We start from the raw sequence: 25,390 nt of genomic DNA on the forward strand, positions 1-25,390 counted from the left end.
TCAATGCCCCTGTCCAACATCCGCATCATTCATCAGGACGCCGCTGTCCTGGTGGTCGACAAGCCGACCCTGTTGCTCTCCGTGCCCGGCCGGGCCGACGACAACAAGGACTGCCTGATCACCCGCCTGCAGGAAAACGGCTATCCGGAAGCGCGAATCGTGCACCGACTGGACTGGGAAACCTCCGGCATCATCCTGCTGGCCCGCGACCCGGACACCCATCGCGAACTGTCCCGGCAATTTCACGATCGCGAAACCGAAAAGGCCTACACAGCACTGTGCTGGGGCCAACCGGAGCTGGACAGCGGCAGCATCGACCTGCCCTTGCGCTACGACCCGCCGACCAAACCTCGGCATGTGGTGGACCATGAGCACGGCAAACACGCCCTGACCTTCTGGCGCGTGCTGGAACGTTGCGGCGATTGGTGCCGGGTCGAACTCACGCCGATTACCGGGCGCTCGCACCAATTGCGCGTGCACATGCTGTCCATCGGTCATCCGTTGCTGGGCGACGGGCTCTACGCCCACCCGCAGGCCCTCGCTGCCTGGCCACGCCTGTGCCTGCACGCCAGCATGCTGAGTTTCACCCATCCGCAAAGCGGCGAGCGCTTGCGCTTCGAGTGCCCGGCACCGTTCTAAATTCGATAAAGGCTTGGCATGCAGGTTATTGATTTTCAGGAAACACCCGTCAAAAAAGTCCGCCATCAGTTGCTTTACCTGATCTATGGCGACAAGGACGCTTATCGCCACGAAGCCAAGTTCAGCATCCTGACCGCCCTGGCCCACGGCAATCTGTCAACCTTGCCCAGTATCAGGATCCTGACCGACCGACCTGAGGATTATCAGGGCTGGCCAGTCGAGACCCTCGCGCTGAGCCCGCAGTTGCTGACCGAGTGGCAAGGAAATAATGGCTACATTCACCGGCGCAAGGCCTGTGCCATCCTGGCCGGCCTGACGCTGGCGGAAAAAACCCTGTTCGTCGACACCGACACGCTGTTCCTCGCCGATCCCGACCTGCTGTTCAAGCAAATCCAGCCAGGGCAGTACCTGATGGACAGCTTCGAATACAACTGGGACTACGTCTGCAAGCGTGAGGACTACCTCAAGCTGGGTACGCACCTGCGCGCCCATGGCATCAGCCCGGACAACAGCTTCAAGCTCTACAACAGCGGGCTGTGCGGCGTGACTGACAACGACGCGGCGCTGCTGACCCAGGCCATCGAGCGGATTGACGAATGGACCGAAGATGGCTTCGACATCCATACCATCGAACAGATCGCGATCTCGTTCACGTTACGCAACCAGACCATTAACGAAACCAACAAACACGTCTATCACTACTTCGCCGAAAAACGCTTCTTCCACACCATGCTGGCGCACTTCTTTGCCCAGCACGGCGAGGCGTTCGGTACGCAGTTGCTTGAGCGCTGCCATGAGGTACCGCGCACCCGGCCTTTCCCATCGGCCTGGTGGCGGCTGAAGATCAAATGGAAATTGCGCCACCAGCGCGGCGCCTTGTACAGGATCGGTCGCGACCTGCTGTATGGCAGCGCGGCGCCGGAGCATCCCTACTACAACCTTTGCCGCCACCATTGGTGGGATTCGGCATCGCGGGAGATTCTTCGCCTGGACCCGGAGCGCCAGCAACAGCTGTTCGGCCAACTGGAGCACTGGCCGCAGCACCTGCCAGAACCGTCCAAGGCGCAAGACAAGCCCATCATCATGACTTATCTGCGTGAGCGACTCGCGACGTCGGGATAATCAAGGGCATTGGACACAAGCGCCATCGGGGATTGGGCCTGCAACGCTTGTCGTCGATGGGTTAAACTGCCGCCCATTGCTGTCTGGAGTTTCTTATGCGCGCAGAGTTGAACCAGGGCCTGATCGACTTTCTCAAGGCCTCCCCTACCCCGTTCCACGCCACCGCCAGCCTTGCCAAGCGCCTGGAGGCGGCAGGCTATCAGCGTCTTGACGAACGCGAGACCTGGGCCACCGAGGCCAACGGTCGCTATTACGTCACGCGCAACGACTCCTCGATCATCGCCTTCAAGCTCGGCCGCAACTCCCCGTTGCACGACGGCATCCGCCTGGTCGGCGCCCACACCGACAGCCCCTGCCTGCGAGTCAAGCCGCAACCGGAACTGCAACGCCACGGGTTCTGGCAACTGGGCGTGGAAGTCTACGGCGGCGCGTTGCTGGCGCCGTGGTTCGACCGCGACCTGTCCCTGGCCGGGCGCGTGACTTTCCGCCGCGACGGCAAGGTCGAAAGCCAGTTGATCGATTTCAAGGCGCCGATCGCCACGATCCCGAACCTGGCCATCCACCTCAATCGCGAAGCCAACCAGGGCTGGGCCATCAACCCGCAGAATGAACTGCCGCCGATCCTTGCCCAGTTCGCCGGTGACGAGCGCGTCGATTTCCGTGCCGTGCTCACCGATCAACTGGCCCGCGAACACGGCCTGAATGCCGACGTGGTGCTCGATTACGAGTTGAGCTTCTATGACACGCAAAGCGCTGCGGTCATTGGCCTGCACGGCGATTTCATTGCCGGCGCGCGCCTGGACAACCTGCTGTCGTGCTACGCCGGCCTGCAAGCCTTGCTGAACGCCGACACCGAAGAAACCTGCGTGCTGGTGTGCAACGATCACGAAGAGGTCGGCTCATGCTCGGCCTGTGGCGCCGACGGTCCGATGCTGGAACAGACCCTGCGTCGCCTGCTGCCTGAAGGTGAAGAATTCGTCCGCACCATTCAGAAATCCCTGCTGGTGTCGGCGGACAACGCCCACGGCGTGCATCCCAACTATGCCGACAAGCACGACGCCAACCACGGCCCCAAGCTCAACGCCGGCCCGGTGATCAAGGTCAACAGCAACCAGCGCTACGCCACCAACAGCGAAACCGCCGGGTTCTTCCGCCACCTGTGCATGGCTGAAGAAGTGCCGGTGCAAAGCTTCGTGGTGCGCAGTGACATGGGCTGCGGTTCGACCATCGGCCCGATCACCGCCAGCCAACTGGGCGTGCGTACCGTGGACATCGGCCTGCCGACCTTCGCCATGCATTCGATCCGCGAACTGTGCGGCAGCCATGACCTGGCGCATCTGGTGAAGGTGCTGAGCGCGTTCTACGCCTCTCGCGAATTGCCATAGCCGCCCCGAAGGCATGATGAACCCTGTGGGAGCAAGGCTTGCCCGCGATGAAGGCGACTCGATTTCTGGAAAGACCGAGTCGCCTTCATCGCGAGCAAGCTTTGCTCCCACACAGCTTTGCTCCCATACAGTTTTCTTCCCACACAGTGTTTGCCTCGGGAATGAGGGCGATGTGACATACATCAGCACACCCCGGCAAAACCCCAACTAGACTGGCCTTATCCTTCCCCGACAAGGCTGTCGCCATGATCTCGATGTCTTCGTTCAACGCCATGCTGGTGCCCATCATTGCCGGCATGATCCTGCTGGCCATCGGCTTCAACTTCCGTGACAAGAATGTCGGGGTCTTTGCCATGTGGATCGGCATGTTGTTGATCCTCGCCACGGTGGTGATCAAGATCCTGAGCAAGCTCAACGAGTCGCTCTGACCCTGCCTCAGGCTGTCGGCGATTGTTCCGGCACAGGTTGTTCCGGCACATCCACACCGACATGGATCGCATCGTGTCGCCAGAACTCCAGGTCGCAATCGATCAGCCGCTGATGCTGGTCATAGTTGACCCGTGCAATTCGAAGCCCAGGGCTGCCCACCGAAACCTTCAACGCCGCTGCCGCTTCCGGCTGTAGAGAGGTGGGCACGATTTCAAACTTCACCCGGCCGTAGTGCAGGTCGTAGTGGCGGGCATACAGCTCGGTGATGGACTGGTTGAGATCGAACCCGAGGATGTCCGGGAAATACTGCGGGTTCAGGTAGTGCTCGACGTACAGCACCAGCCGCTCGTCGATACGCCGCACGCGGCAGATCTGGATCACGCTGGACAACGCCGGCAACTGCAACCAGGCGCACACCGCCGCCGAAGCGGGTTGCAGGCGCGCCGAGATCACTTGGGTAGAAGGCACACGCCCTTGGGCCGCGACCATGGCGTGGAAATGGCTGCGCTGCATCAGGTTGTAGGCCAGGCGCGGCGGCGAGACGAACCAGCCCCGGCGCTCCTCCCGATAGATCTGCCCCTGGGCTTCGAGCTGCAACAACGCCTCACGCACGGTAATCCGCGTGGTCCCGAACAATTCACTGAGCTTGCGCTCGGCCGGCAATTTGCTGCCGGGCGCCAGCAACCCGTGGTCGAGCTGCTCTTGCAGGACCTGTCCGATGGCTGTCACCGCTTTGGTTGCATCGATGCGCATCAACGTTACCTATCTGGACTAGACCAGCACTGTTTCGGGGCAGGATCGACGGTGCATCGATCCGCTTCTGGGTCCAGCAAGCCTAGGCACTGCACATGACTGGCAGATGACAGAGCCGCCGAACGGTCGTTCTGCAAGCGTGCAAATTAACGGCCAAGTCCTTGCAGATCAGCTGTTTAACCATGGTCTACGCTTAATTCGCAGCCAATCCCCACGAGCCTGGCATTTCCCGGGAGATCCGGCACCGACATCAAAATGTCACAGGGCTCGCCTACATTGGCTCAGGTATTGCTGACCTAGACCAACACAACCGCAATCGCAGCGTTGAAAACGCCCATAGGAGCTTCGGATGAAACAGCTTTTCCTGGCATCACTGTTAGGCTCGACCATTGCCATGTGCACCGCCGCCATGGCCGCTGACACCGATCTGAAAACGTTGGAAGCCGCTGCGAAAGCGGAAGGCGCCGTGAACAGCGTCGGCATGCCCGATGACTGGGCAAACTGGAAAGGCACCTGGGACGACCTGGCCAAGGTCTACGGCCTGAAGCACATCGACACCGACATGAGCTCGGCCCAGGAAATCGCCAAGTTCGCCGCCGAGAAAGACAACGCCAGCGCCGACATCGGCGACGTCGGTGCTGCTTTCGGCCCGATCGCGGTCAAGCAGGGCGTGGTCCAACCCTACAAGCCAAGTACCTGGGAGCAAGTCCCTGCCTGGGCCAAGGACAAGGACGGCAACTGGGCATTGGCCTACACCGGCACCATCGCGTTCCTCGTCAACAAGAAGCTGCTGCACGGCTCCGAAGTACCGACCAAGTGGGCGGACCTGAAGACCGGCAAATACAAAGTCTCCATCGGTGACGTGAGCACCGCTGCCCAAGCCGCCAACGGCGTGCTGGCAGCCGCCCTGGCCAACGGCGGCGACGAGAAGAACGTCCAGCCGGCATTGTTGATGTTCGCCGAGATCGCCAAGCAAGGGCGCCTGTCCATGGCCAACCCGACCATCGCCACGATGGAAAAAGGTGAAGTCGAAGTCGGCGTGGTCTGGGATTTCAACGGCCTGAGCTACAAGGCCAAGATGGCCAACCCGGATGACTATGTCGTGCTGATTCCGTCCGACGGCTCGGTCATCTCCGGCTACACCACCATCATCAACAAATACGCCAAGCACCCGAACGCCGCCAAGCTGGCCCGCGAGTACATCTTCAGCGACGCCGGCCAGATCAACCTGGCCAAGGGCAACGCCCGTCCGATCCGCGCCGAGCACCTGACCCTGCCGGCAGAGGTCAAGGCCAAGCTGCTGCCGAACGAGCAGTACAAAGGCGTGACCCCGATCAAGGATGCGGACGCGTGGGAGAAGACTTCCAAGGCACTGCCGCAGAAGTGGCAGGAAGAAGTGATCATCAATATGCAATAAGGCGGTAGCTCCCGCTCGGATATCCACTGGGCACCCAACTGTGGAAGCAGTCCCTGTGGGAGCAAAGCTTGCTCGCGATAAACGATGACACGGTCCTGAAACTGCACCGTATCACCAGCATCGCGAGCAAGCTTTGCTCCCACAGGCCTGCTCTTACAGTGGAGCTTGGGGGATCCGAGTTATCTGGTATCTGCCCGGAGTCCCGGTACCCATGAAGCACAACGTCATCCTGGTGGTGCTCGACGGTCTCAACCATGAGGTCGCCCGGCATGCCATGGGGCATTTGCAGGCTTACGTCAGCGCAGGACGCGCAGCCCTCTACAAACTGGAATGTGAGTTGCCCGCCCTGTCCCGTCCGCTCTATGAATGCATCCTCACCGGCGTCGTGCCCATCGACAGCGGGATCGTGCACAACAACGTCTCGCGCCTGTCGCACCAGCGCAGCATTTTCCACTACGCCACCCAGGCCGGCTTGAGTACGGCGGCCGCGGCGTATCACTGGGTCAGCGAGCTCTACAACGTTTCGCCCTTCGTGGCCGGTCGTGATCGTCACACCGACAACCCCGATTTGCCAATCCAGTACGGGCATTTCTATTGGAATGACCACTACCCCGATTCCCATCTGTTCGCCGACGCCGAACACCTGCGCTTGCGCTACCTGCCGAACTTTTTGCTGGTGCACCCGATGAATATCGATGACGCCGGCCACAAGCACGGCCTCGACACCCCGCAATACCGCAACAGCGCCCGCTCGGCCGACATCAACCTGGCGGTCTACCTGCAAGCCTGGCTCGACGCCGGTTACCAGGTGCTGGTGACGTCCGACCACGGCATGAACAACGATCGCTCCCATAACGGTCTGCTGGCCGAAGAACGGGAAGTGCCGCTGTTTGTCCTGGGCAGCGGCTTCAGTTTCGATCCCGCCGCCACGCCCCGGCAGACCGAACTGTGCGGCACCATTTGCCAGTTGCTCGGCGTCGACCACGACAAACCCTACTGCCAGGAGTTACTCAAGTGAACGCCATGACGCGCGGCAAATGGCTGGCAGCGTTGTGCCTGGTGCCCTTCGCGATTTTCTTCATCGTGTTCCAGATCGCCCCGCTGCTCTGGGTGCTGGTCAACAGCCTGGAATCGGAAGAGTTCGGCTGGGGCCTGGCCAACTTCAGCAAGATCTTCAGTTCCAAGTTCTACCTGCAAGCGATCCAGCACAGCCTGGAGATCAGCTTCTGGTCCAGTGTGTTCGGCATCGTCATCGCCGTGCTGGGCAGCTATTCCCTGCGCCGCGTGGATTCGCGGTTGCGCAACTTCGTCAACGCCTTTGCCAACATGACCAGCAACTTTGCCGGCGTGCCCCTGGCCTTCGCCTTCGTCATTCTGCTGGGGTTCAACGGCAGCATCACGATCATGCTCAAACAGGCGGGGATCATCGAGGATTTCAACCTGTACTCGAAAACCGGGCTGATCATTCTCTACACCTACTTCCAGATTCCCCTGGGCGTGCTGCTGCTCTATCCGGCCTTCGACGCCCTGCGCGAGGACTGGCGCGAGTCCGCCGAGCTGCTGGGCGCCAACGGCTGGCAGTTCTGGCGACACATTGGTTTGCCGGTGCTGACCCCGGCGCTGCTGGGCACCTTCGTGATCCTGCTGGCCAACGCCCTCGGCGCCTACGCCACGGTCTATGCGCTGACCACCGGCAACTTCAACGTGCTGCCGATTCGCATCGCCGCCATGGTCTCTGGCGACATTTCCCTCGACCCGAACATGGCCAGTGCCCTGGCCGTGATACTGGTGGCGTTGATGACCGTGGTCACCATCGTCCATCAGTTGCTGCTCAAGAGGAGCTACCATGTCTCGCGCTGAACCGGGCTCCGTCGGGCTCTACCATCGGGTGGTGGTGTACCTGCTGTTCGCCATCCTGCTGCTGCCCCTGGCCGGCACGCTCGTCTACTCCATCGCCAGCAGTTGGTCGGCCACCGTGCTGCCCAGCGGCTTCACGTTCAAATGGTATGTGCAGTTGTGGAGCGACCCGCGTTTTCTCCACGCCTTCGGTCAATCGCTGCTGGTCTGCGTCGGTGCGCTGGTGCTCTCGGTGGTGTTGATCCTGCCGTTGCTGTTCGTGGTGCATTACCACTTCCCCAAACTCGACGCACTGATGAACATCCTCATCCTGCTGCCCTTCGCGGTGCCGCCGGTGGTGTCATCGGTGGGGCTGTTGCAACTCTACGGCTCCGGGCCGCTGGCGATGGTCGGTACGCCGTGGATCCTGATCGGTTGCTACTTCACCGTCGCCCTGCCGTTCATGTACCGGGCGATCACCAACAACCTGCAAGCCATCAACCTGCGCGACTTGATGGACGCCGCCCAACTGCTCGGTGCCAGCACCTTCCAGGCGGCGTTCCTGGTGGTGCTGCCGAACCTGCGCAAGGGCCTGATGGTGGCGCTGCTGCTGTCCTTCTCGTTCCTGTTCGGCGAATTCGTGTTTGCCAACATCCTCGTTGGCACCCGCTATGAAACCCTGCAGGTGTACCTGAACAACATGCGCAACAGCAGCGGTCACTTCACCAGTGCGCTGGTGATTTCCTACTTCCTCTTCGTACTGGTCCTGACCTGGGCGGCCAACATCTTGAGCAAGGACAAAAGCCAATGAGCTACGTCAGCGTCCAACACCTGCAAAAAAGCTACGCCGGCACGCCGGTGTTCAGCGACATCAATTGCGAGATCCGCAAGGGCGAATTCGTCACCCTCCTCGGCCCTTCCGGTTGTGGCAAGTCCACGCTGTTGCGCTGCATTGCCGGCCTGACCGCGGTGGATGCCGGCCAGATCATCCTCGACGGGCAAGACATCGTCCCGTTGAGCCCGCAGAAACGCGGCATCGGCATGGTCTTCCAGAGCTACGCCTTGTTCCCCAACATGACCGTGGAACAGAACGTCGCCTTCGGCCTGCGCATGCAAAAAGTCGACGCCGCGGACAGCCGTCAGCGTGTGCTGGAGATCCTTCGCCTGGTGGAGCTGCATGATTTTGCCGCGCGCTACCCCCATCAACTGTCCGGCGGCCAATGCCAGCGCGTCGCCCTGGCCCGCTCCCTGGTGACCCGGCCGCGCCTGTTGCTGCTGGACGAGCCGCTGTCGGCCCTGGATGCACGGATTCGCAAGCACCTGCGCGAACAGATCCGACAGATCCAGCGTGAGTTGGGCCTGACCACGATCTTCGTCACACACGACCAGGAAGAAGCCCTGACCATGTCTGACCGGATTTTCCTGATGAACCAGGGAAAGATCGTACAAAGCGGCGATGCCGAAACCCTTTACACAGCGCCAGTCGACGTCTTTGCCGCCGGTTTCATCGGCAACTACAACCTGCTGGACGCCGACAGCGCGAGCAAACTGCTGCAACGGCCGGTGAGCGGCCGTATCGCCATCCGCCCGGAGGCCATCGAGCTGAGCCGCAACGGCGAGGCCGATGCGCTGATCCGCAGCCACAGCTTGCTCGGCAACGTGATTCGCTATCGGGTCGAGGCCCGTGGCGTGGAATTGGTGGTGGATGTGCTCAATCGTTCCGCCGCCGACCTGCACCCCGATGGCGCACGGTTGTCACTTTCCATCGATCCGTCGGCGCTGTGTGAGGTAGCCTGACGGCTTTGTTGATTTTGAAACTGATTTTGAAAAGGAAAACGCGCTGATGGCCCTGGCAATTTTTGATCTGGACGAAACCCTGATCCACGGCGACTGCGCCACCCTCTGGAGCGAACAGATGGGACGCCTGGGCTGGGTCGATCCCGAGTCCTTCATGCGGCGCAACAACGAGCTGATGGACGCCTACAGCCACGGCAAGCTGCGCATGGAAGCGTACATGGACTTCAGCCTGGAGCCGATGATCGGTCGCACCCCCGAGGAGATCGAGCACCTGGTGGCGCCGTGGGTGGAAGACTTCATCGAACCGATCATCTTCAGCGACGCCACCAGGACCATCGCCGAACACCGCAAGGCCGGTGACCGGATCCTGGTGATCTCGGCCTCGGGCACGCACCTGGTCAAGCCGATTGCCGAACGCCTGGGCATCGACGAGATCCTGGCGATCGAACTTGAAGTGACCCATGGGGTATACAGCGGCCAGACCGTGGGCACCCTGACCTACCGCGAAGGCAAGATCACCCGCCTGCTGGACTGGCTGGATGCCGAGGAAGAGAACCTGGAAGGCGCAAGTTTCTATTCCGACTCGCGCAATGACCTGCCGCTGCTGCTCAAGGTCGATTACCCACATGTGGTGAACCCGGACCCGGTATTGAAGGCCCATGCCGAATCGGCCGGGTGGCCAATCCACACCTGGAAATAAACCCCCACAGGTTTTGCCCTAGCCCAGCAGCAGCCACAGGCTCCAGCCGAGCAACAACCCACCGCAGAGACGACTGAGCCAGAGTCCCTGCGGCAGGTTTTTCTCCAGCAGGATGAAGGCACCGATCACGGCCACCCAGAGCAGGTTCATCACACCGACCACGAACAGCAGGCCCATCAGGGCCCAACAGCAGCCCACGCAGTAAGCGCCATGGGCCAGCCCCATGCGCCAGCCACCGAGCACGTTTGGGCGCCAGTAGCTGAGCAGAAAATGCAGCGGCCCGCGACAATGCTCAAGGCAGACCGCCTTGCCTGGCAGCCACTGATAAACACCTGCGACCAGCAGCAGGCCGGCGCCCAGGGCGGTGCTGGTACTGCGCATCCCCGGACTGAGCAGAGCGAGCTGCTCGAGCGCCCATTGCAACGCCGTGGCGCCCAGGGCGAAACCGGCCCAGACCAGAACATAGGCGCTGCAGAACAGCAGCAGGGCCAGGTGTCGCTGCGGCGCCGGCATGCGCTTGCGCAGCATCTGCTGGTAGATCAGCAGCATGGGCAGGGCGCTGGGCAGCATCATGCCGACCATCATCACCACCCACATGGCGAACATCAGCAGCGCATCGGCCAGGCTCCAGGGCATGAGCATGCCACCCATTGCCGCATCAGCCATGCCGCCCGGCGCACTCATGTCGCTGGCCATGCGCAACAGCAGCAGCCAGGCCAGGGCGGTCAGCGCGAGCAGGCAGAGCAGGAGCAGCCACTGCTCGCCTGTCAGTCGCTTGCTCGGCGTCACCGCCTGAGGTTCTGCCATTACGGCTCTATGCCATGGCCGGTGAAGTGCACGTGGGCGAGGTGGCTATGACTGCCCTGGGATTGTAGTTTGAGGGCTGAATGCGTCTGGTAGCTGCCGCTGGCCACTTCGGCCTCGAGGAACTCGAAGCCGTTGGGCAGGGACAGCCGGACTCGATGAGGTGAGCCGTCGATCGGGCTGCGGATCGGCTCGCCACTGGCCTGCAACACGCCTGGAATGTCCAGGTGCGCCAAGCGCTGATCGACATCGATGGAGAGGGTGATGGGCACGAACAGCGGTTCGAACGCTTCACTCATGGTGCTGCTGAACACCTGAAACACGTTGGCCCCGGGGTCGCTCTCCAGTCCAGAGAGGATGGTCAGCAAGGACTGGCGTTGCGCCTCGTCGGCGCGCTCGTCGATGAACACCTGGCAACTGCCGTTGCCCTCATGGATGGCGCCCGGCCAAGCGAAGGTGGCGGCCCAGCACAAACCGTCCAGCGCTACCTGATTGAAATACCCGTGTTCCACTCGCATCGACGCCACCGCCTGGCAGTGACCATGGGTCGGTGGCGCATTGAATTGACAGGGGCAGCCCCAATTGCAGTTGCAGGCAATGAATTCGACGCCCTGCATGCGCCATTCGGCGATGGCCATGATCAACCTCTTCACCTGGCGGGTGAAATGAAAGTTGCGGTTGCCCCATCCCCCATTAATTAACGCTAGCAGGGTGCGCGCGTCGGGTACGGGCTACCGACCGAAGGTCAGCTTGCCCGTGGTCGCTGGTGAGAGTTGCAAGCCACCGTCGATAGGAGGCCTTGGCTCAGCTCCCACAAGGAATTTGGGGTGAACACCGGCTCTATGAGCCCCCGAAGCCTCATGTGGGAGCAAGGCTTGCCCGCGATGGCGGCCGTACATTCAGCATCAATGCAAACTGATCCATCGCTTTCGCGAGCAAGCTTTGCTCCCACAAGTCCGCACCCTGCTCCGGGAATCAGCTCAGGCTTTCATCGATCACCAACACCAGCTTCCCGGACACCTGGTTGGTCGCCAGCTCCGCGAACGCTGCTTCGGCGTCCTTGATGGCGAAGGTCCGGGCCAGTTGCGGGCTCAGGCGTTTGTCGGCAAACAGCGGCCACACCTGTTGGCCCAGCTCGCTGATCAGGTCGGCCTTGAATTGCTCGTCACGGCTGCGCAAGGTCGAGCCGAGCAATTGGATGCGTTTGCCCAGCACCTGGGCCAGATCGAGTTCGGTCGAGCGCCCGCCCATCAGGCCGATCAACACCCAGCGGCCGTCAACTGACAAAAGTTTCACGTTGAGTTTGGCGTAGTTGCCGCCCACCGGATCGAGGATCACATCGAAGGGACCGAGGTCGTTCAGACTCTCCAGGCCGTCGGTGCGCACCACGCCGCCCTGGGCGCCCAGGGCCTCGCAATAGGCCAGCCGCTCGGTCGAACCGACACTGACCCAGCACGGATTGCCGAAGGCCTTGCACAGCTGGATCGCGGCCGAACCGACGCCACTGGCCCCGGCGTGCAGCAGCACTTTTTCACCCGGCTTGAGCGCAGCCAGTTGGAACAGGTTCAGCCACGCCGTGCTGTAGACCTCCGGCAGCGCGGCCGCTTCGGCCAATGACAAGCCCTCCGGGACCGGCAGCACATGCCGCCCATCGACCACCGCCTCCTCAGCCATCCCACCGCCGGCCAGCAAGGCGCAAACGCGGTCGCCGACCTGCCAGGACGAGCCTGGCCCGACCTCGCTGATCACCCCGGAACACTCCAGCCCCAACACCTGGCTGGCACCGGGTGGCGGCGGGTAAAGCCCGGCTTTTTGCAGCAAATCGGCCCGATTCAGGCCGGCGGCTGCCACACGAATACGAACTTGCCCGACATCACATGCCGGGCTCGGCTCATCTGCCCATACCACTTGGCCTTCAACGCCTTGCAATGCTTTCACGGTGCCTCCATAGTGAGTCTCGACTGGGCCCGCTGCTTCAACGCCGGGCTTTCTTGCATTATGCGCCCGGGCCACATGGAACCGGCGACTTCAAAGACGGCCTAATATGCGTTATCAATTGTCCCTGCGTCGAATCAGCATGAAGCACCTGTTCCCCAGCACCGCCCTCGCGCTAGTCATTGGCCTCGGCCTGTTACCGCTGTCGAACGATACGTTCGCAGCCAACAGCTGGGACAAGCTTCAGCCCGATCGTGACGAGGTGATTGCCAGCCTTAACGTCGTCGAGTTGCTCAAGCGCCATCACTACAGCAAGCCGCCGCTCGATGATGCGCGCTCGGTCATCATCTACGACAGCTACCTGAAGCTGCTTGATCCGTCGCGCAGTTATTTCCTGGCCAGCGACATCGCTGAATTCGACAAGTGGAAAACCCAGTTCGACGACTTCCTCAAGAGCGGCGACCTGAACGCCGGGTTCACCATCTACAAGCGCTACCTGGACCGCGTGAAGGCGCGCCTGGACTACGCCCTTGCCGAGCTGAACAAAGGCGTCGACAAAATCGACTTCAACGCCAAGGAAACCTTGCTGGTCGACCGCAAGGACGCCCCTTGGCTCAAAAGCACAGCCGAACTCGATGACCTGTGGCGCAAGCGCGTCAAGGACGAAGTGCTGCGCATGAAGATCGCCGGCAAGGATCCCAAGCAGATCCAGGAAACCCTGACCAAGCGCTACAAGAACCAATTGGCTCGCCTGGACCAGACCCGCGCCGAAGACATCTTCCAGGCGTACATCAACACCTTCGCCATGTCCTACGACCCGCACACCAATTATCTGTCGCCGGATAACGCGGAAAACTTCGACATCAACATGAGCCTGTCCCTGGAAGGCATCGGTGCGGTACTGCAGAGCGACAACGACCAGGTAAAAATCGTGCGCCTGGTCCCGGCGGGCCCTGCGGACAAGACCAAACAGGTCAGCCCCGCGGACAAGATCATCGGCGTCGCCCAAGGCAACAAGGAAATGGTCGACGTGGTCGGCTGGCGCCTGGACGAAGTGGTCAAGCTGATCCGTGGTCCGAAAGGCTCGGTCGTGCGCCTGGAAGTCATCCCGGCCAGCAATGCGCCGAACGACCAGACCAGCAAGGTCGTGTCCATCACCCGTGAAGCGGTGAAGCTGGAAGAACAGGCGGCGAAGAAATCGGTCCTCAACCTCAAGCAGGATGGCAAGGACTACAAGCTCGGCATCATTGAGATCCCGGCCTTCTACCTGGATTTCAAGGCCTTCCGTGCCGGGGATCCGAACTACAAGAGCACTACCCGCGACGTCAAGAAGCTGCTGACCGAACTGCAGAAGGAAAAGGTCGACGGCGTTGTCATCGACTTGCGCAACAACGGCGGCGGCTCCCTGCAGGAGGCCACCGAGCTGACCAGCCTGTTCATCGACAAGGGCCCAACCGTGCTCGTGCGTAACGCCGATGGCCGGGTGGATGTGCTGGAAGACGAAAACCCGGGCGCGTTCTACAAAGGACCGATGGCCTTGCTGGTCAATCGCCTGTCCGCGTCGGCCTCGGAGATTTTCGCCGGTGCCATGCAGGACTACCACCGTGCGCTGATCATCGGCGGCCAGACCTTCGGCAAAGGCACCGTGCAGACCATCCAGCCGCTCAACCACGGCGAGCTGAAGCTGACCCTGGCGAAGTTCTACCGGGTTTCCGGCCAGAGCACCCAGCACCAGGGCGTGCTGCCTGACATCGATTACCCGTCGATCATCGACACCAAGGAAATCGGTGAAAGCGCCCTGCCCGAAGCCATGCCATGGGACACCATCCGGCCTGCGATCAAACCGGCCGTGGACCCGTTCAAACCGTTCCTGGCCCAACTCAAGTCCGACCACGATGCGCGCTCGTCCCAGGACGCGGAATTCGTGTTCATCCGCGACAAGCTGGCCCTGGCGCAGAAGTTGATGATGGAGAAAACCGTCACCCTCAACGAAGCCGAGCGTCGCGCGCAGCATGCCGACATCGAGACCAAGCAACTGGTCATGGAAAACCTGCGTCGCAAGGCCAAGGGCGAAGAACCGCTCAAAGAGCTGAAGAAAGAGGACGAAGACCTGATCACCGAGCCGGAGAAAACCAAGCCGGAAGACGATGCCTACCTGAGCGAGACCGGGCGGATCCTGCTGGATTACCTGAAACTCAACACGGCGATCGCCAAGCACTAAAATGATGGCCATTTAATGGTGATGCTCGTCGGAGTGTCATCAAACTGACATCAGTCTGTCGTGAAATACAGGACTGGGTGCCGTGCACCCGGTCCTTTTTTTATCGCCAGAGATTGCCATGACCACGACAGAGCAGCTGAGTGCCTTGAGTTCGATCCTGGCTCAAAGCGGTTTGCACAGCCTGTTCCAACCGATCATCTGCCTTTCCGAACGGCGCATCGTGGGTTATGAAGCCTTGACCCGCGGCCCCTCCAACAGCCCGTTGCACTCCCCCATTGCGCTGCTTTCCGTGGCCCGTCAGGCCGGCCGCCTCAGCGAATTGGAACTGGCCTGCCGCCGCAGCGCCTGCCAACGCTTCAATGAGCAAAAGTTGCCGGGCAAGCTGTTTCTCAACGTCTCACCCGAATCCCTGCTCGAATCCGCGCACCAGACGGGGCGCACGCTGCAACTGCTGCAGGACCTGGGCATCGCGCCCAGCCAGGTCGTGATCGAACTGACCGAACAAACCCCCATCGATGACTTCCAGCTCCTGCAAACCGCCCTGCATCACTACCGGGCCATGGGTTTCTCGATTGCCCTGGACGACTTGGGCGCCGGTTATTCGAGCCTGCGTCTGTGGTCTGAATTGCGGCCCGATTACGTGAAGATCGACCGGCATTTCATCGACGGCATCCATCAGGACGCCCTCAAGCGCGAGTTCGTCGGCTCGATCCTGAAAATCGCCCGGGCCTCCCGCGCCCAGGTGATTGCCGAGGGAATCGAACTGCCGGAAGAACTGGCGGTGCTGATCGAAATGGGCGTCGACCTGGTCCAGGGCTATCTACTGGCCCGACCTCAAGAACAACCGTCGCGCGATGCCAAGGCGCTGATGCCCAAGCAGGACAGCGGCGTGGCGTCGCTGAACGATGAGATCAACGACCTCAGTGCGCTGCTCAACGAACAGCCGGCAGTGGCCCACAACACACCGACAGCCACCGTGCTGGAAGCGTTTCGTCGCCAGGCCAACCTCAACTCCCTGGCGGTGCTGGACAATCAGAACCAGCCTTGTGGCATCGTCCACCGCCATTCGCTCTCGGACGCCTTGCTCAAGCCCTTCGCCACCGACCTGTTCGCCCGCAAACCCATCAGCCGCTTGATGAGCGATGACTTTCTCGCGGTGGAGTTGAACCAGTCGCTGCAACAAGTCAGCCGCCTGATCACCAGCCGCGCCCGACAACGCATTGAAGAAGACTTCATCATCACCCTCAACGGCGGCTACCTGGGCCTGGGCCGGGTAATCGACGTGCTCAAGCTCATCACCGAACTGAAAATCCAGCAGGCACGCTACGCCAACCCCCTGACCCTGCTGCCGGGCAACGTCCCGATCCAGCAATGCCTCACGCGCCTGCTGCAACAACGGCAGGAATCGGTGATCTGCTACGTGGACATCGACAGTTTCAAACCCTTCAACGACATCTACGGCTACGGCCGCGGCGACGAGGTCCTGCTGTGCCTGGCCCAATGCCTGAACGAACGCATCGACCCCAGCCGCGACTTCGTCGGCCACATCGGCGGCGACGACTTCCTGCTGGTCCTCGGCCCGGAAGACTGGCGCAGACGCCTGGACCAGCTACTCAGCGACTTCCAGACCCACTGCCGCCGCTTCTACCGCCCCGAACACCTGGAGGCGGGATGCTTTACAGCGTTGAACCGACAGGGCGTTCGGCAAGAGTTCGCGTTGTTGTCATTGTCGATTGGCGTGGTGCATCTGCGCGCCGAGGCCTGTGAGGAATTGGATGCCAGCCAGTTGGCTGAGCTGGCTTCGCAGGCCAAGCATCATGCCAAGGACATTTTGGGGGGGAGTGTGTATTTGGTGGATGGTTTGGCGGAGCGGGCGCCTGTGGTGGGGTTGGGTTTGACGGTGTAAGCGGATTCTCTATTCGCCACAGCCCGAACGCCTGGCGCAAACCCTGTGGCGAGGGAGCTTGCTCCCGCTGGGCTGCGTGCTGATCGTTCCCACGCTCCTGCGTGGGAACGCCGCCAGGGACGCTCCGCGTTCCGCTTCCGGATGTGACGCAGAGCGTCACGGGATGCATTCCCACGCAGAGCGAGGGAACGATCAAATACAATTAAGTTATGAGTTTTCGGCCCCCTCTGACTGATAGCGCTTGAGGCAGCTCAGCAAAACTCTCATAAAGTGACGCTGATCCTTAACATCATCATCGAAATATGTGGTTATCCTCGAAAATATCTCATCAAAATTCGCCCCCTCTTCCAGATAGAAGGAAATTTTTTGAATAAACCATTCGCGCTCATGAGATTGAAATATTAAAAAATCTGATTTAAGCAAGGAATCAAACAACTCCACCAACTCAGAGTCGGCGTTGATATCCTTCGAGACAATAACCTCCTCCCTTGCCTCATCTATCGTATTCTCTATATCAAATACAAATAGGAGACTTCTTAGCACAACCATATCAGACGACTTCGTCATCACTCAAATTCCGTATAGCTAGTTATCGGAAGGCCTTTGTCATTCAGTATCACCACAGCCTTTGTTTGCTCGCCATATTCCAACCCTTCCTTTTTATATCCCTCTCCGACTTTTCTTCCAAACTCAATAGGCTCACGAGATTGTTGCAGACCACTTTCCTTGAAAACGAGCCGCGCTCTATTTATCGCATAAAGTTGATCTCGATGACTTATGAAGTGTGTTGCCGCAGTAGGAATTTTAGGTTCTCCCTTTTTTTTACCTTTGGTATAACGTTCAATTTCACCCGTTGTAGGATTTTTACCAGATTGCAGCCGTTCCATTTGCGATTGCAAGGTAGTCTGCGCACCGTGTTTTTCCAGAAAGTGAGCGCCATCAATGGAACCTTCCATTTCCCTTAACTCCTTATAAGCTTTTGCCTCCGCTAGTTCATGCTCCTGTGCCCGCTGCTCCGCCGTCATCGGCAGCCGCGGCTCCCCCTCATCCACCCCAACCTTAGCCGCCGGATCCTGCTCCCCAACCGCCGGCCTACACCCACCCTTCCCCGGACAATCCACCAACCCCAACGGATCCACCCACCCCGTCGGGTTCAGGGTGTACCGGTACCCATTGAGCCCACCCGCCAACTTGCTCGGATCAGGCGTCAAATAGCGACCGGTCTCGGGATTGTAGTAGCGGTGCCGGTTGTAGTGCAGGCCGCTTTCCGGGTCGAAGTATTGGCCCTGGAAGCGCAGCGGTTGTTCCAGCTGTTCGCCGCCGCCGTGCTGGAGTTCGGTGAGTTTGCCGTAGCCGTTGTAGCGCGCTGACCAGACGACCTGGCCGCTGTGGCTGGTCAGTTCCTGGGGCGTGCCCAGGTGGTCGAGGTGGTAGTAGAACGGCGTGGCTTTTTCCGGGCCTTCGCCATCAAGCATCGCCAGTGGGCGGAAGGTGCCGGGTTCGTAGACGTAGCTGCGGTGGTGGCGCGGGCTGTTTTCGGCGACGACCTGGTCGCCCTGCCAGAAAAACTCCGTGGTCAGGCCATCCACGGTCTTGCTGATGCGTCGGCCGAAGACGTCGTAGCGGTAGGAGGTTTCGCGGCCATCGGCCGTGGTGACGCCGATCAGGCGGTGCTGGCTGTCGTAGCGATAGGCGCTGACCAGGGCCTGGCCGCGGCGTTCGCGGATCAGGTTGCCGAAGGCGTCGTAGTCGTAGTGGCGGTCGCCCTCCTTCAGCAGGCGGTTGCCCTTGAGGGTGGTCGGGCCGGGGCGGTCCTGCATCAGCAGGTTGCCGGCCGGGTCGTGGCAGAAGTGTTCTGGCGGTTCGCTGTGGGAAAAGTCGATGCGGGTCAGGCGATCCAGCGGGTCGTACTGATAGCTGCGGCGGTTTCGGTTGTCGGAAAGGGTTTGCAGGTTGCCCTTGGCGCTGTAGGCATAATCGCGCCAGAACAGTTGCTGCTGTTGGCTCTGCCACACGGTCTGGGCCTTGAGGCGGCCCTGTTCGTCGTACGTGTAGTCACTGAGCAGCCGGCCTTGCTGACGTTGCCGTTCGCGACCGCCGACAAAGCGGTGCTCGGTCAGGCGCGAGCCGTTGAGGTCGATGGCGGTCAGTACGCCGCCCGGGGCATGGTGGTAGTCGAGTTGGCTGTCGTCCGGCAGGCGCAGGTGATTGAGGCGTCCGCAAGCGTCGTAGCGATAACGCAGGGTGCCCCAGCCCTGGTGCTCGCAGACCAGCCGATCCTGGGCGTCGTATTCGAAGGCCAGCGGATGATTGCTGCCGTCGTTGACGTGGACCAGCCGGCCCAGCTCGTCGTAGCGGTACTCGATGGCCTGGCCGTCGGGCAAGGTCTTGACCCGCAGCCGCCCGGCCGCGTCGCGCTGGTACTGGGTGAGCCGTTGCGAACCGTCCTCGCCGTGCTCGGTTTTTTCCAGCAGGTGGCCATTGAGGTCATAGGCGTAGGCGGTGCGTTGGCCGTCGAAGCCGACTTGCTGTCGGATCAAGCCGTTGGGCGTGTAGTCCAGCTGATATTTTTCGCCGGATTCGTTTTCGATTTCGGTCAGCAACAGCCGCGCCGAGTCGTAGCGGTATTTCAGCTCGCTGCCGTCGGGGTTCAGGCGGCGGCTGACCAGGTGCAGGTCGTCGGCGTATTCGTAGCGGGTCAGACGGCCCTGTTCATCGCGCTCGGCGGTGACCTTGCCGTAGGCGTTGTAGCGCCAGGTCCGGGTGGCACCGTTGGGCAAGGTCACCTGCAGCAGGCGGCCGACGGCGTCCCATTGGTAGTGCGTGAGCGCGCCGTGTTCGTCCTGGCGGCTGAGTAAACGCCCCAGGGCGTCGTAGGAAAAACACCGACGACTGCCGTCGGGCAGGATCTCTTCGGTCAGTTGGCCCAGGCGACTCCAGGTGAAGCGATGTTCAGCGCCATCCGGGTCATACGTCGCCAGCAGTTGCCCGTGGGCGTCGTAGGCATATTCCGTGCGCTGGCCGTCCGGGTCGATGAGGACGATCACGTCCCCCCGGGCATTGCGCCGGTAGCTCCACACGGCCTTGCCGCGCGCACGGGTGTGCAGGAAACCGTTGCGGTATTCGTAGGACGTCGGCGTCTCGTCCGGGGGAAGCAGCGCCACCAGCCGTCCGACGTCGTCGTAGCGGTATTCGGTCAGAGCGCCCAGCGGGTCCTGCTCGGCGATCAAGCGACCTTGTTCGTCGTAGGCCTTGAGGTGCTCACCGCCGTCGGGCTCGACCTTGCGCACCAGCCGCGCCCGGTCGTCGTGGACATACACCTCCTGGCTGCCATCCAGGTGCCGGACCGTGACGCTGCCGTCTTCGCCCCAGGTGTAGCGGGTGTCCATCTGCGCAAACGAGGCCCAGTGCCGTACGCAGCGAGACGCCGGTCCGCCCCCTTGCCATTCCCAATAAAAACTCGCCCCACCGGCCAGTTGTCGCTGGAGGATGACGTGTTGGTCGTCGTAGTCGTAGCGTTCGCTTTCACCGGCGGCATTGGTCGCTTCGATCAGTCGCAAACGTCCGTCGTAGCGGTAGGACACCAGCGTCTGTTCGGTCCGCCAGGCTTCGTCGAGGGTGATAGCGGGATGGAAGCTCTGGTAATCGACGGCGATCAGGTGGCGCTGCTCGTAACGCAGGCGCAGGGCGCGCCCAGCGCCGTTGTCCAGGCGGCAGATGTCGCCATGGATGTTGCGCTGGAGGGTCAGGCGGTTGTCGTAGCGGTCGCTGAGGGCGCTCAGGTGGCCGTCGCGAAAGTGCAGGAATGGAGCGTTTTCGCCGGGTTGGGCAACGATCAGTTCATCCGCCTCGGTGCCCAGGTAGATCGCCGCGCGGGCCAGGCTGTTGTGGATCGCCGGACGCTGGGCGCTGGGCAGCGGAAAGGTCGTGCGGCGGTTTTCCTGGTCGACCCAGGTGACCTGCTCGCCCTCGAGTTCCAAGCGATGGGCCAGGGCATGGCTCCAACCGCGCCCGAGGCCGACGTCCAGGTCGGCGGCGCTGGTGCGGTACAAACGGGTGAAGACAAATGGCAAGCGGCCATCGAGGGTGCCATCGTCGAGGGTCAGCAGTTCTTCGCCGGTGACCATCGACACCGGGCAGCCGCTGGTCTGGGTCTGGGCGGCAGTGTCGGCGCTGTCGCCGTTGGGGTTTTTCGACTGGGCGGGGGCGTCGTCGTGGGGTTCGTGCCTTTTCAGCGTGGTGTTGCGCTGCGCATCCCAGCGCAGTTGCATCCGACCTTTCTTTATCCCCGCCGCGATGCCGCGTGCCGCCACGGTTTTGTAGCGGTCCACGTAGGTCATGAAGCCGTTGACCACCGCGAAGATCGCACGGATGAAACGCTGCATGGCGTTCAGCATGGTTGCGCTGTGCCTGGCCAACCGCATCGACAGGTAGGCAATCCCGGCCCCTGCCCCGGCAAAGGTCAAGACCACACCGATCAGCAAGTCGATCACCAGTTGCACCGCCACGGTCGAGAGCCCTTTGGCCGTTTCGCCAGCGACTTCACTGGGCGGCAACATCTCCAGCCAGAGGCTGGCGGTACGCACAAGCATGCACAGTGCCGCTTCGTCGCTGGCCAGCAGTTGCAGCTTCGCCATCACCAGCGGTGCGTCTCGCGCCAGTGTTTTCAACTGATCAGCGCTGTCACCCAACCGCTCAACAAACTGACCGGGGTCCTTGAGGATGTCCGAGAGCAAGCTGATGCTGTCCCAGACACTTTCAATCGCCGCCCAACTACCGGCGAGCAACCCGTTTCCCACTGCTGCTGCCGAAGTCGACAGCGATTGTTGTGCCCATCGAGGCTTGAAACCCTGCCACTCACCGCGCAACCAGTCCGTCAGATCGGTGGTCAGGCCATCGTAGGAAGAAAACAGACTGGCGATTTGCTTGGCGGACACCCCGCCCTGAACGTGAACCCGATAGGACTTGCCCGCCTCCCCCGTGAAGGTCCCCAGGCCTTGGGCATCCAGGGTGACTGGCGTGACCTCGCCGCTGGCCACATCCACCACATCCACCACGATGTCGCCCAGCGGGATGTCGTACACCGACTCGAACTTGCTTTCGATCGTCATCGGCCCGCCCTTGGGGCACTGGACGACCGTGGAGAGGAAGTCATCGTCACCGGTGCTGACAGCGGTGGTGCTGTCGCCAAAGCGGATCAGCCGCTCCATGCCCATCAGTGACGGCAGGTCAACGGCATGGCTGGCACGGTCCGCCGCTCGGCTGTACCAGCGCTCGAGTTGCTCGCGGTAGAGCGACAAGGTGCCTTTGAAGCTGTCGAGTTCCTGCTCGATTCGGCTCACCTGATCCATCAGGACAGGGCTCGCTCAAGGGCCGGCAGGAAAAAACGGTCGAACATGGGCAGACGTCTCGCAGCACTCAGGGAGCGCGAGACTTTGCCGGGGATGACAGGGGAATTAAGTCAGGGGAAGGAGACAGAGCGCGTAGGGCGATTCGCTAAATTCGTCTGACCTGCATAACGAATCGCCTGTGGATAACCCTAGATATCGCGAGTTTCAAGTGATTTGAGCTTGATTTCGGCCAGCGGGTGCCCGGCTTTCGCCGCCAAGGTCCACCAACGTGCCGCTTCCACCGGGTCCGGCGCCTTGCTGGTTGTACCGGCCAGGCTGATCACGCCGACCTGGTAGGCGGCCTTGCCATCACCGGCCAGTGCCGCCAACCGCAACAGGCGAACCCCTTCTTCACGGGCGCCCAGCCCTTGACCTCGGAAGGTGAGGATGTGCCCGTAGAAACTCTGCGCACCGACATCGCCCAGGTTCGCCATGCGCGAGAACTGCCCCTCGAGCCAGGTCCAGCCACGCGGCTGGCGGACGAACCAGGACCAATGAAACAGCCGACGCGCCAGCCAGTAACCGGCCCGCGCCTTGAGTCGCCAGAGCACTCAGGCCTCCGCCGATTCGGGGTACTCGTATTCAAATACCCGAACCACTTCCGAAGCGTGCCAGGAGGCGGCGGCCACGCCATCGGAAGGCCCGGAAAAGCGGCCCAGGCGTTCAACGCACTCGAAGAACCCCGTGCGCGGTAACCGACTGGCGCCCTGACTGATCACCAATGAACTGCGTAGCGGCTGTTCCGCCCGGGCGTCCAGCGCCGCCAGGTGTTCAAGGGCCGCGGTCAAGGTTTGCATGGCCGGGGTGGGCAGTTGCAAACGCTCGAGCAAGGCGCGGTAGGTCAATAAATGGCGCTGGCGACGCGCCTGGTCCAACTCACCCAACAACCCATCCCAATGCTGCCGACTGATGCGTACGCTCACGATTCTTCCCTCCAACCCGGCACCGTCAACTCCCAGGCCAGACTGCGCCGAATCGCGGCATCGGGCTGACGCTCGCCGCTCTCGATCAAAGCCAGATAAGACGGGCTGATACCTACCGTGCGGGCCAGCGCCTCGATGGCGATGCCCTTCCCTTCGCGTAAACTGCGTAACTGATCCAGGCCAGGGAGAACCTGGCCCGGTGCCGCCGCGTGACGGACTGTCGCTTCGCGCGGCGGAGCTTGATCGATGCCTGCTGCCTTCAACAACGACTGGTACTGATCCCACGGCAAAACCGCGTACTCGGGCTCTCCGTCACGTGTGATTATTTGAATATCCATGTCTACCCCGTAGGACAACAACACTTAGCGAGTCAGCCTTTTTTCTTGGAAGTGTAATCCTAATACCGGCTAAGGTCGCGGGGCGATGAATTCTCTGGGGTAAGTGCTACCGAATCAGGTTTTTTTCTGACCTTGGAGTTGGAGTTGTTCCGGGGTATCGGGAAGCCTTTCGACCTGGGCGAGCTTCTCGGGCGATTGCCGATAACGCCAGGCGCGGAATGCCTCGAGTTCAACGTCGAGGGTTTTCATGATCCATGCCAGCACCGCAATGTCGTCGAACATGCCAAACATCGGCAAGATGTCTGGAATCGCATCCAGGGGACTGAGGAAATACATCAGCCCTGCCACCACCGACAGCATCGACTTGGCGCTGACAGCACGGTATTCGCCTCGCCAGTAGGCCAGGCACAAGGCCTGCAACAGACGCAGGTCCTCCTTGAGCTTGCCCAGCCGTCCACCCTCCCGGGCACCTTTGCTGGCGACGGCGAACAGCAACGTCGGCAATCGACCGCGGGCCAGCAAGCGGCCTGCCAAGGGCAGAAATCGCGCAAAATTCCACGGGGCCTTCATTTTTTCTCCCACTGAAATGTTATCCACACAAATTGTGGATAACCTTGTGAACAGAGCTGCATTTCACCGCTGAAGCCCCCGTTTCATATGGGCCCGGCTTAGATCGGGCGTTTTTTACTCACATAAAAAAACCCAATATTTCATTGACTTGACCGGCTGACTGCGTCTAGCACAGCGCCTGTATTGCCTATGACTATACCCTGCATCGTGCGTTCGGTTTTTTTGCCATTTTGCCGAAGCCCAGATGCGACAACGCCCCGCATAAGCGAGGCGTTGTCGTTATAGCAGACGCGATTACTTGGCTGCGTCTTCTTTTGCCGGATCCTTGATCGCCAGCAGTTCCAGGTCGAACACCAGGACCGAGTTGGCCGGGATGGCCGGGCTTGGGCTCTGGGCGCCGTAGGCCAGGTCGCTCGGGATGTACAGCTTGTACTTCTCGCCGACGTGCATCAGTTGCAGGCCTTCTACCCAACCCGGGATCACACCGCTGACCGGCAGGTCGATCGGGCTGCCACGCTCAACGGAGCTGTCGAACACGGTGCCGTTGGTCAGCTTGCCGGTGTAGTGAACAGTCACTACGTCGGTCGGCTTAGGCTGTGGACCGTCGGCTTTCTTGACCACTTCGTACTGCAGGCCGGAAGCGGTGGTGGTGACACCAGCTTTCTTGCCGTTTTCTTCGAGGAATTTCTTGCCGGCGGCTGCCGACTCTTCGCTCATCTTGGCCATGCGCTCTTCGGCACGCTTTTGCAGCGCGGCGAAGGCTTCGACCAGTTCTTCGTCTTTCAGCTTCTGTTCTTTCTTGCCGACGGCATCTTCGATGCCCTGGGCGACCGCTTTGGAGTCCAGGTCATCCATGCCTTCCTGAGCCAGGCTCTTGCCCATGTTCAGGCCAATACCGTAGGAAGCTTTCTGCGCCGGGGTCTTCAGCTCTACGCTGGTCTGCGAGTCGCAACCCGCGAGTACCAGGCCAACCAGGGCCACCGCCGCCGCCAACCGATGCTGTTTCATGCTATTTCCTTGTTCATGCGCCTAAAGGGCAATCGAATAAAGCCGCGAGCTTATCAGGCGGCCACGACCAATGGCTACCGGCATGTGAGCCACAAAGTAATGATAAGTTCAGGTCCGCAAACGCTTTTTAAGCCTGGACGAATGAAGCATCTGTCATCTGTTACGTACAGGGACAAATTGCCGCTCCTCCACAGGCCAGGGTAATGGCCACTTGCCG

General features: G+C 61.1%; 23 protein-coding genes. 12 read left to right on the plus strand and 11 right to left on the minus strand.

The window, feature by feature from the left end; genetic code table 11:
* The first annotated feature begins 3 nt into the window (after positions 1-3).
* The 4 genes from Q7F16_RS15565 to Q7F16_RS15580 all read left to right on the plus strand — a co-directional run bounded on the left by Q7F16_RS15565 (position 4) and on the right by Q7F16_RS15580 (position 3,574).
* Entirely contained in the window at positions 4-639 is a 636-nt protein-coding gene (locus tag Q7F16_RS15565; protein WP_003204542.1) for an RluA family pseudouridine synthase, read from the plus strand.
* Between the two features lie 18 nt (positions 640-657).
* Positions 658-1,761: a hypothetical protein gene (locus Q7F16_RS15570; RefSeq protein WP_409557363.1), complete on the plus strand. Its 1,104-nt coding sequence runs from the start codon at positions 658-660 to the stop codon at positions 1,759-1,761.
* A gap of 95 nt (positions 1,762-1,856) precedes the next feature.
* Positions 1,857-3,146 (plus strand): M18 family aminopeptidase, encoded by a 1,290-nt coding sequence (locus tag Q7F16_RS15575; RefSeq protein WP_014339686.1) that lies wholly within the window; start codon positions 1,857-1,859, stop codon positions 3,144-3,146.
* A 245-nt stretch (positions 3,147-3,391) separates the two neighbouring features.
* On the plus strand, positions 3,392-3,574 hold the full coding sequence (locus Q7F16_RS15580) for a hypothetical protein (protein ID WP_014339687.1): 183 nt from the start codon (positions 3,392-3,394) through the stop codon (positions 3,572-3,574).
* 7 nt (positions 3,575-3,581) lie between these two features.
* On the opposite strand, the gene Q7F16_RS15585 is transcribed toward Q7F16_RS15580, so the two are convergent.
* Positions 3,582-4,328 (minus strand): UTRA domain-containing protein, encoded by a 747-nt coding sequence (locus Q7F16_RS15585; protein ID WP_014339688.1) that lies wholly within the window; start codon positions 4,326-4,328, stop codon positions 3,582-3,584.
* A gap of 349 nt (positions 4,329-4,677) precedes the next feature.
* Between Q7F16_RS15585 and Q7F16_RS15590 the strand changes: the two genes are divergently transcribed.
* The 6 genes from Q7F16_RS15590 to Q7F16_RS15615 all read left to right on the plus strand — a co-directional run bounded on the left by Q7F16_RS15590 (position 4,678) and on the right by Q7F16_RS15615 (position 10,078).
* Entirely contained in the window at positions 4,678-5,745 is a 1,068-nt protein-coding gene (locus Q7F16_RS15590) for an ABC transporter substrate-binding protein (protein ID WP_409557364.1), read from the plus strand.
* A 211-nt stretch (positions 5,746-5,956) separates the two neighbouring features.
* The gene (locus Q7F16_RS15595) at positions 5,957-6,763 is read left to right on the plus strand and encodes an alkaline phosphatase family protein (RefSeq protein WP_409557365.1); all 807 of its coding nucleotides are present in this window, start codon (positions 5,957-5,959) and stop codon (positions 6,761-6,763) included.
* Between the two features lie 5 nt (positions 6,764-6,768).
* Positions 6,769-7,605 carry an ABC transporter permease gene (locus tag Q7F16_RS15600; RefSeq protein ID WP_409557368.1) on the plus strand — a complete coding sequence of 279 codons (837 nt, stop codon included), beginning with the start codon at positions 6,769-6,771 and terminating at the stop codon, positions 7,603-7,605.
* Positions 7,592-8,392 carry an ABC transporter permease gene (locus Q7F16_RS15605; RefSeq protein ID WP_018612464.1) on the plus strand — a complete coding sequence of 267 codons (801 nt, stop codon included), beginning with the start codon at positions 7,592-7,594 and terminating at the stop codon, positions 8,390-8,392. Before Q7F16_RS15600 ends, Q7F16_RS15605 begins: the two co-directional genes overlap by 14 nt.
* Positions 8,389-9,378: an ABC transporter ATP-binding protein gene (locus Q7F16_RS15610; protein ID WP_409557366.1), complete on the plus strand. Its 990-nt coding sequence runs from the start codon at positions 8,389-8,391 to the stop codon at positions 9,376-9,378. Before Q7F16_RS15605 ends, Q7F16_RS15610 begins: the two co-directional genes overlap by 4 nt.
* 46 nt (positions 9,379-9,424) lie before the next feature.
* Positions 9,425-10,078, plus strand: a complete 654-nt coding sequence (locus Q7F16_RS15615) for an HAD family hydrolase (protein WP_079305096.1) — start codon at positions 9,425-9,427, stop codon at positions 10,076-10,078.
* Between the two features lie 18 nt (positions 10,079-10,096).
* Here the strand turns inward: Q7F16_RS15615 and Q7F16_RS15620 are convergent, their stop codons facing one another.
* The 3 genes from Q7F16_RS15620 to Q7F16_RS15630 all read right to left on the minus strand — a co-directional run bounded on the left by Q7F16_RS15620 (position 10,097) and on the right by Q7F16_RS15630 (position 12,820).
* Positions 10,097-10,885, minus strand: a complete 789-nt coding sequence (locus tag Q7F16_RS15620) for a DUF2182 domain-containing protein (RefSeq protein WP_409557367.1) — start codon at positions 10,883-10,885, stop codon at positions 10,097-10,099.
* The gene (locus tag Q7F16_RS15625; protein WP_053189678.1) at positions 10,885-11,520 is read right to left on the minus strand and encodes a DUF1326 domain-containing protein; all 636 of its coding nucleotides are present in this window, start codon (positions 11,518-11,520) and stop codon (positions 10,885-10,887) included. Before Q7F16_RS15625 ends, Q7F16_RS15620 begins: the two co-directional genes overlap by 1 nt.
* A gap of 337 nt (positions 11,521-11,857) precedes the next feature.
* Positions 11,858-12,820, minus strand: coding sequence for a zinc-binding dehydrogenase (locus tag Q7F16_RS15630; protein WP_079305090.1), 963 nt, complete (start codon positions 12,818-12,820; stop codon positions 11,858-11,860).
* Positions 12,821-12,959: 139 nt separating this feature from the next.
* Between Q7F16_RS15630 and Q7F16_RS15635 the strand changes: the two genes are divergently transcribed.
* Positions 12,960-15,038, plus strand: coding sequence for a carboxy terminal-processing peptidase (locus Q7F16_RS15635; protein ID WP_167310222.1), 2,079 nt, complete (start codon positions 12,960-12,962; stop codon positions 15,036-15,038).
* A 118-nt stretch (positions 15,039-15,156) separates the two neighbouring features.
* Entirely contained in the window at positions 15,157-16,944 is a 1,788-nt protein-coding gene (locus tag Q7F16_RS15640) for a bifunctional diguanylate cyclase/phosphodiesterase (protein WP_186652463.1), read from the plus strand.
* A 207-nt stretch (positions 16,945-17,151) separates the two neighbouring features.
* On the opposite strand, the gene Q7F16_RS15645 is transcribed toward Q7F16_RS15640, so the two are convergent.
* The 7 genes from Q7F16_RS15645 to Q7F16_RS15675 all read right to left on the minus strand — a co-directional run bounded on the left by Q7F16_RS15645 (position 17,152) and on the right by Q7F16_RS15675 (position 25,173).
* On the minus strand, positions 17,152-17,511 hold the full coding sequence (locus Q7F16_RS15645; protein WP_041476095.1) for a hypothetical protein: 360 nt from the start codon (positions 17,509-17,511) through the stop codon (positions 17,152-17,154).
* On the minus strand, positions 17,511-22,295 hold the full coding sequence (locus Q7F16_RS15650) for an RHS repeat-associated core domain-containing protein (protein ID WP_409557444.1): 4,785 nt from the start codon (positions 22,293-22,295) through the stop codon (positions 17,511-17,513). The genes Q7F16_RS15645 and Q7F16_RS15650 overlap by 1 nt, the downstream gene beginning before the upstream one ends.
* 188 nt (positions 22,296-22,483) lie before the next feature.
* A complete protein-coding gene (locus Q7F16_RS15655) occupies positions 22,484-22,885 on the minus strand; it encodes a sel1 repeat family protein (protein ID WP_046062489.1) in 402 nt (133 codons plus the stop codon).
* On the minus strand, positions 22,886-23,257 hold the full coding sequence (locus Q7F16_RS15660; protein WP_007898892.1) for a hypothetical protein: 372 nt from the start codon (positions 23,255-23,257) through the stop codon (positions 22,886-22,888).
* Positions 23,254-23,595: a helix-turn-helix domain-containing protein gene (locus Q7F16_RS15665; protein WP_003204574.1), complete on the minus strand. Its 342-nt coding sequence runs from the start codon at positions 23,593-23,595 to the stop codon at positions 23,254-23,256. Before Q7F16_RS15665 ends, Q7F16_RS15660 begins: the two co-directional genes overlap by 4 nt.
* 114 nt (positions 23,596-23,709) lie before the next feature.
* Positions 23,710-24,165 (minus strand): YkvA family protein, encoded by a 456-nt coding sequence (locus Q7F16_RS15670; protein WP_018605394.1) that lies wholly within the window; start codon positions 24,163-24,165, stop codon positions 23,710-23,712.
* Positions 24,166-24,459: 294 nt separating this feature from the next.
* On the minus strand, positions 24,460-25,173 hold the full coding sequence (locus tag Q7F16_RS15675; RefSeq protein ID WP_003204577.1) for an FKBP-type peptidyl-prolyl cis-trans isomerase: 714 nt from the start codon (positions 25,171-25,173) through the stop codon (positions 24,460-24,462).
* Between the last annotated feature and the right edge of the window lie 217 nt (positions 25,174-25,390).

Source organism: Pseudomonas sp. Lb2C2 (genome assembly GCF_052112205.1).
Classification (GTDB): Bacteria; Pseudomonadota; Gammaproteobacteria; order Pseudomonadales; family Pseudomonadaceae; genus Aquipseudomonas; species Aquipseudomonas kilonensis.

Bases quoted from the DNA above. Each gene is read 5' to 3' on its own strand.
- Q7F16_RS15620 (WP_409557367.1), bottom strand. From the start codon at position 10,885: ATGGCAGAACCTCAGGCGGTGACGCCGAGCAAGCGACTGACAGGCGAG.
- Q7F16_RS15580 (WP_014339687.1), top strand. From the start codon at position 3,392: ATGATCTCGATGTCTTCGTTCAACGCCATGCTGGTGCCCATCATTGCC.
- Q7F16_RS15625 (WP_053189678.1), bottom strand. From the start codon at position 11,520: ATGGCCATCGCCGAATGGCGCATGCAGGGCGTCGAATTCATTGCCTGC.
- Q7F16_RS15595 (WP_409557365.1), top strand. From the start codon at position 5,957: ATGAAGCACAACGTCATCCTGGTGGTGCTCGACGGTCTCAACCATGAG.
- Q7F16_RS15565 (WP_003204542.1), top strand. From the start codon at position 4: ATGCCCCTGTCCAACATCCGCATCATTCATCAGGACGCCGCTGTCCTG.
- Q7F16_RS15615 (WP_079305096.1), top strand. From the start codon at position 9,425: ATGGCCCTGGCAATTTTTGATCTGGACGAAACCCTGATCCACGGCGAC.
- Q7F16_RS15645 (WP_041476095.1), bottom strand. From the start codon at position 17,511: ATGACGAAGTCGTCTGATATGGTTGTGCTAAGAAGTCTCCTATTTGTA.
- Q7F16_RS15670 (WP_018605394.1), bottom strand. From the start codon at position 24,165: ATGAAGGCCCCGTGGAATTTTGCGCGATTTCTGCCCTTGGCAGGCCGC.
- Q7F16_RS15585 (WP_014339688.1), bottom strand. From the start codon at position 4,328: ATGCGCATCGATGCAACCAAAGCGGTGACAGCCATCGGACAGGTCCTG.
- Q7F16_RS15570 (WP_409557363.1), top strand. From the start codon at position 658: ATGCAGGTTATTGATTTTCAGGAAACACCCGTCAAAAAAGTCCGCCAT.
- Q7F16_RS15590 (WP_409557364.1), top strand. From the start codon at position 4,678: ATGAAACAGCTTTTCCTGGCATCACTGTTAGGCTCGACCATTGCCATG.
- Q7F16_RS15575 (WP_014339686.1), top strand. From the start codon at position 1,857: ATGCGCGCAGAGTTGAACCAGGGCCTGATCGACTTTCTCAAGGCCTCC.
- Q7F16_RS15675 (WP_003204577.1), bottom strand. From the start codon at position 25,173: ATGAAACAGCATCGGTTGGCGGCGGCGGTGGCCCTGGTTGGCCTGGTA.
- Q7F16_RS15635 (WP_167310222.1), top strand. From the start codon at position 12,960: ATGAAGCACCTGTTCCCCAGCACCGCCCTCGCGCTAGTCATTGGCCTC.
- Q7F16_RS15650 (WP_409557444.1), bottom strand. From the start codon at position 22,295: ATGGATCAGGTGAGCCGAATCGAGCAGGAACTCGACAGCTTCAAAGGC.
- Q7F16_RS15610 (WP_409557366.1), top strand. From the start codon at position 8,389: ATGAGCTACGTCAGCGTCCAACACCTGCAAAAAAGCTACGCCGGCACG.
- Q7F16_RS15605 (WP_018612464.1), top strand. From the start codon at position 7,592: ATGTCTCGCGCTGAACCGGGCTCCGTCGGGCTCTACCATCGGGTGGTG.
- Q7F16_RS15640 (WP_186652463.1), top strand. From the start codon at position 15,157: ATGACCACGACAGAGCAGCTGAGTGCCTTGAGTTCGATCCTGGCTCAA.
- Q7F16_RS15665 (WP_003204574.1), bottom strand. From the start codon at position 23,595: ATGGATATTCAAATAATCACACGTGACGGAGAGCCCGAGTACGCGGTT.
- Q7F16_RS15600 (WP_409557368.1), top strand. From the start codon at position 6,769: ATGACGCGCGGCAAATGGCTGGCAGCGTTGTGCCTGGTGCCCTTCGCG.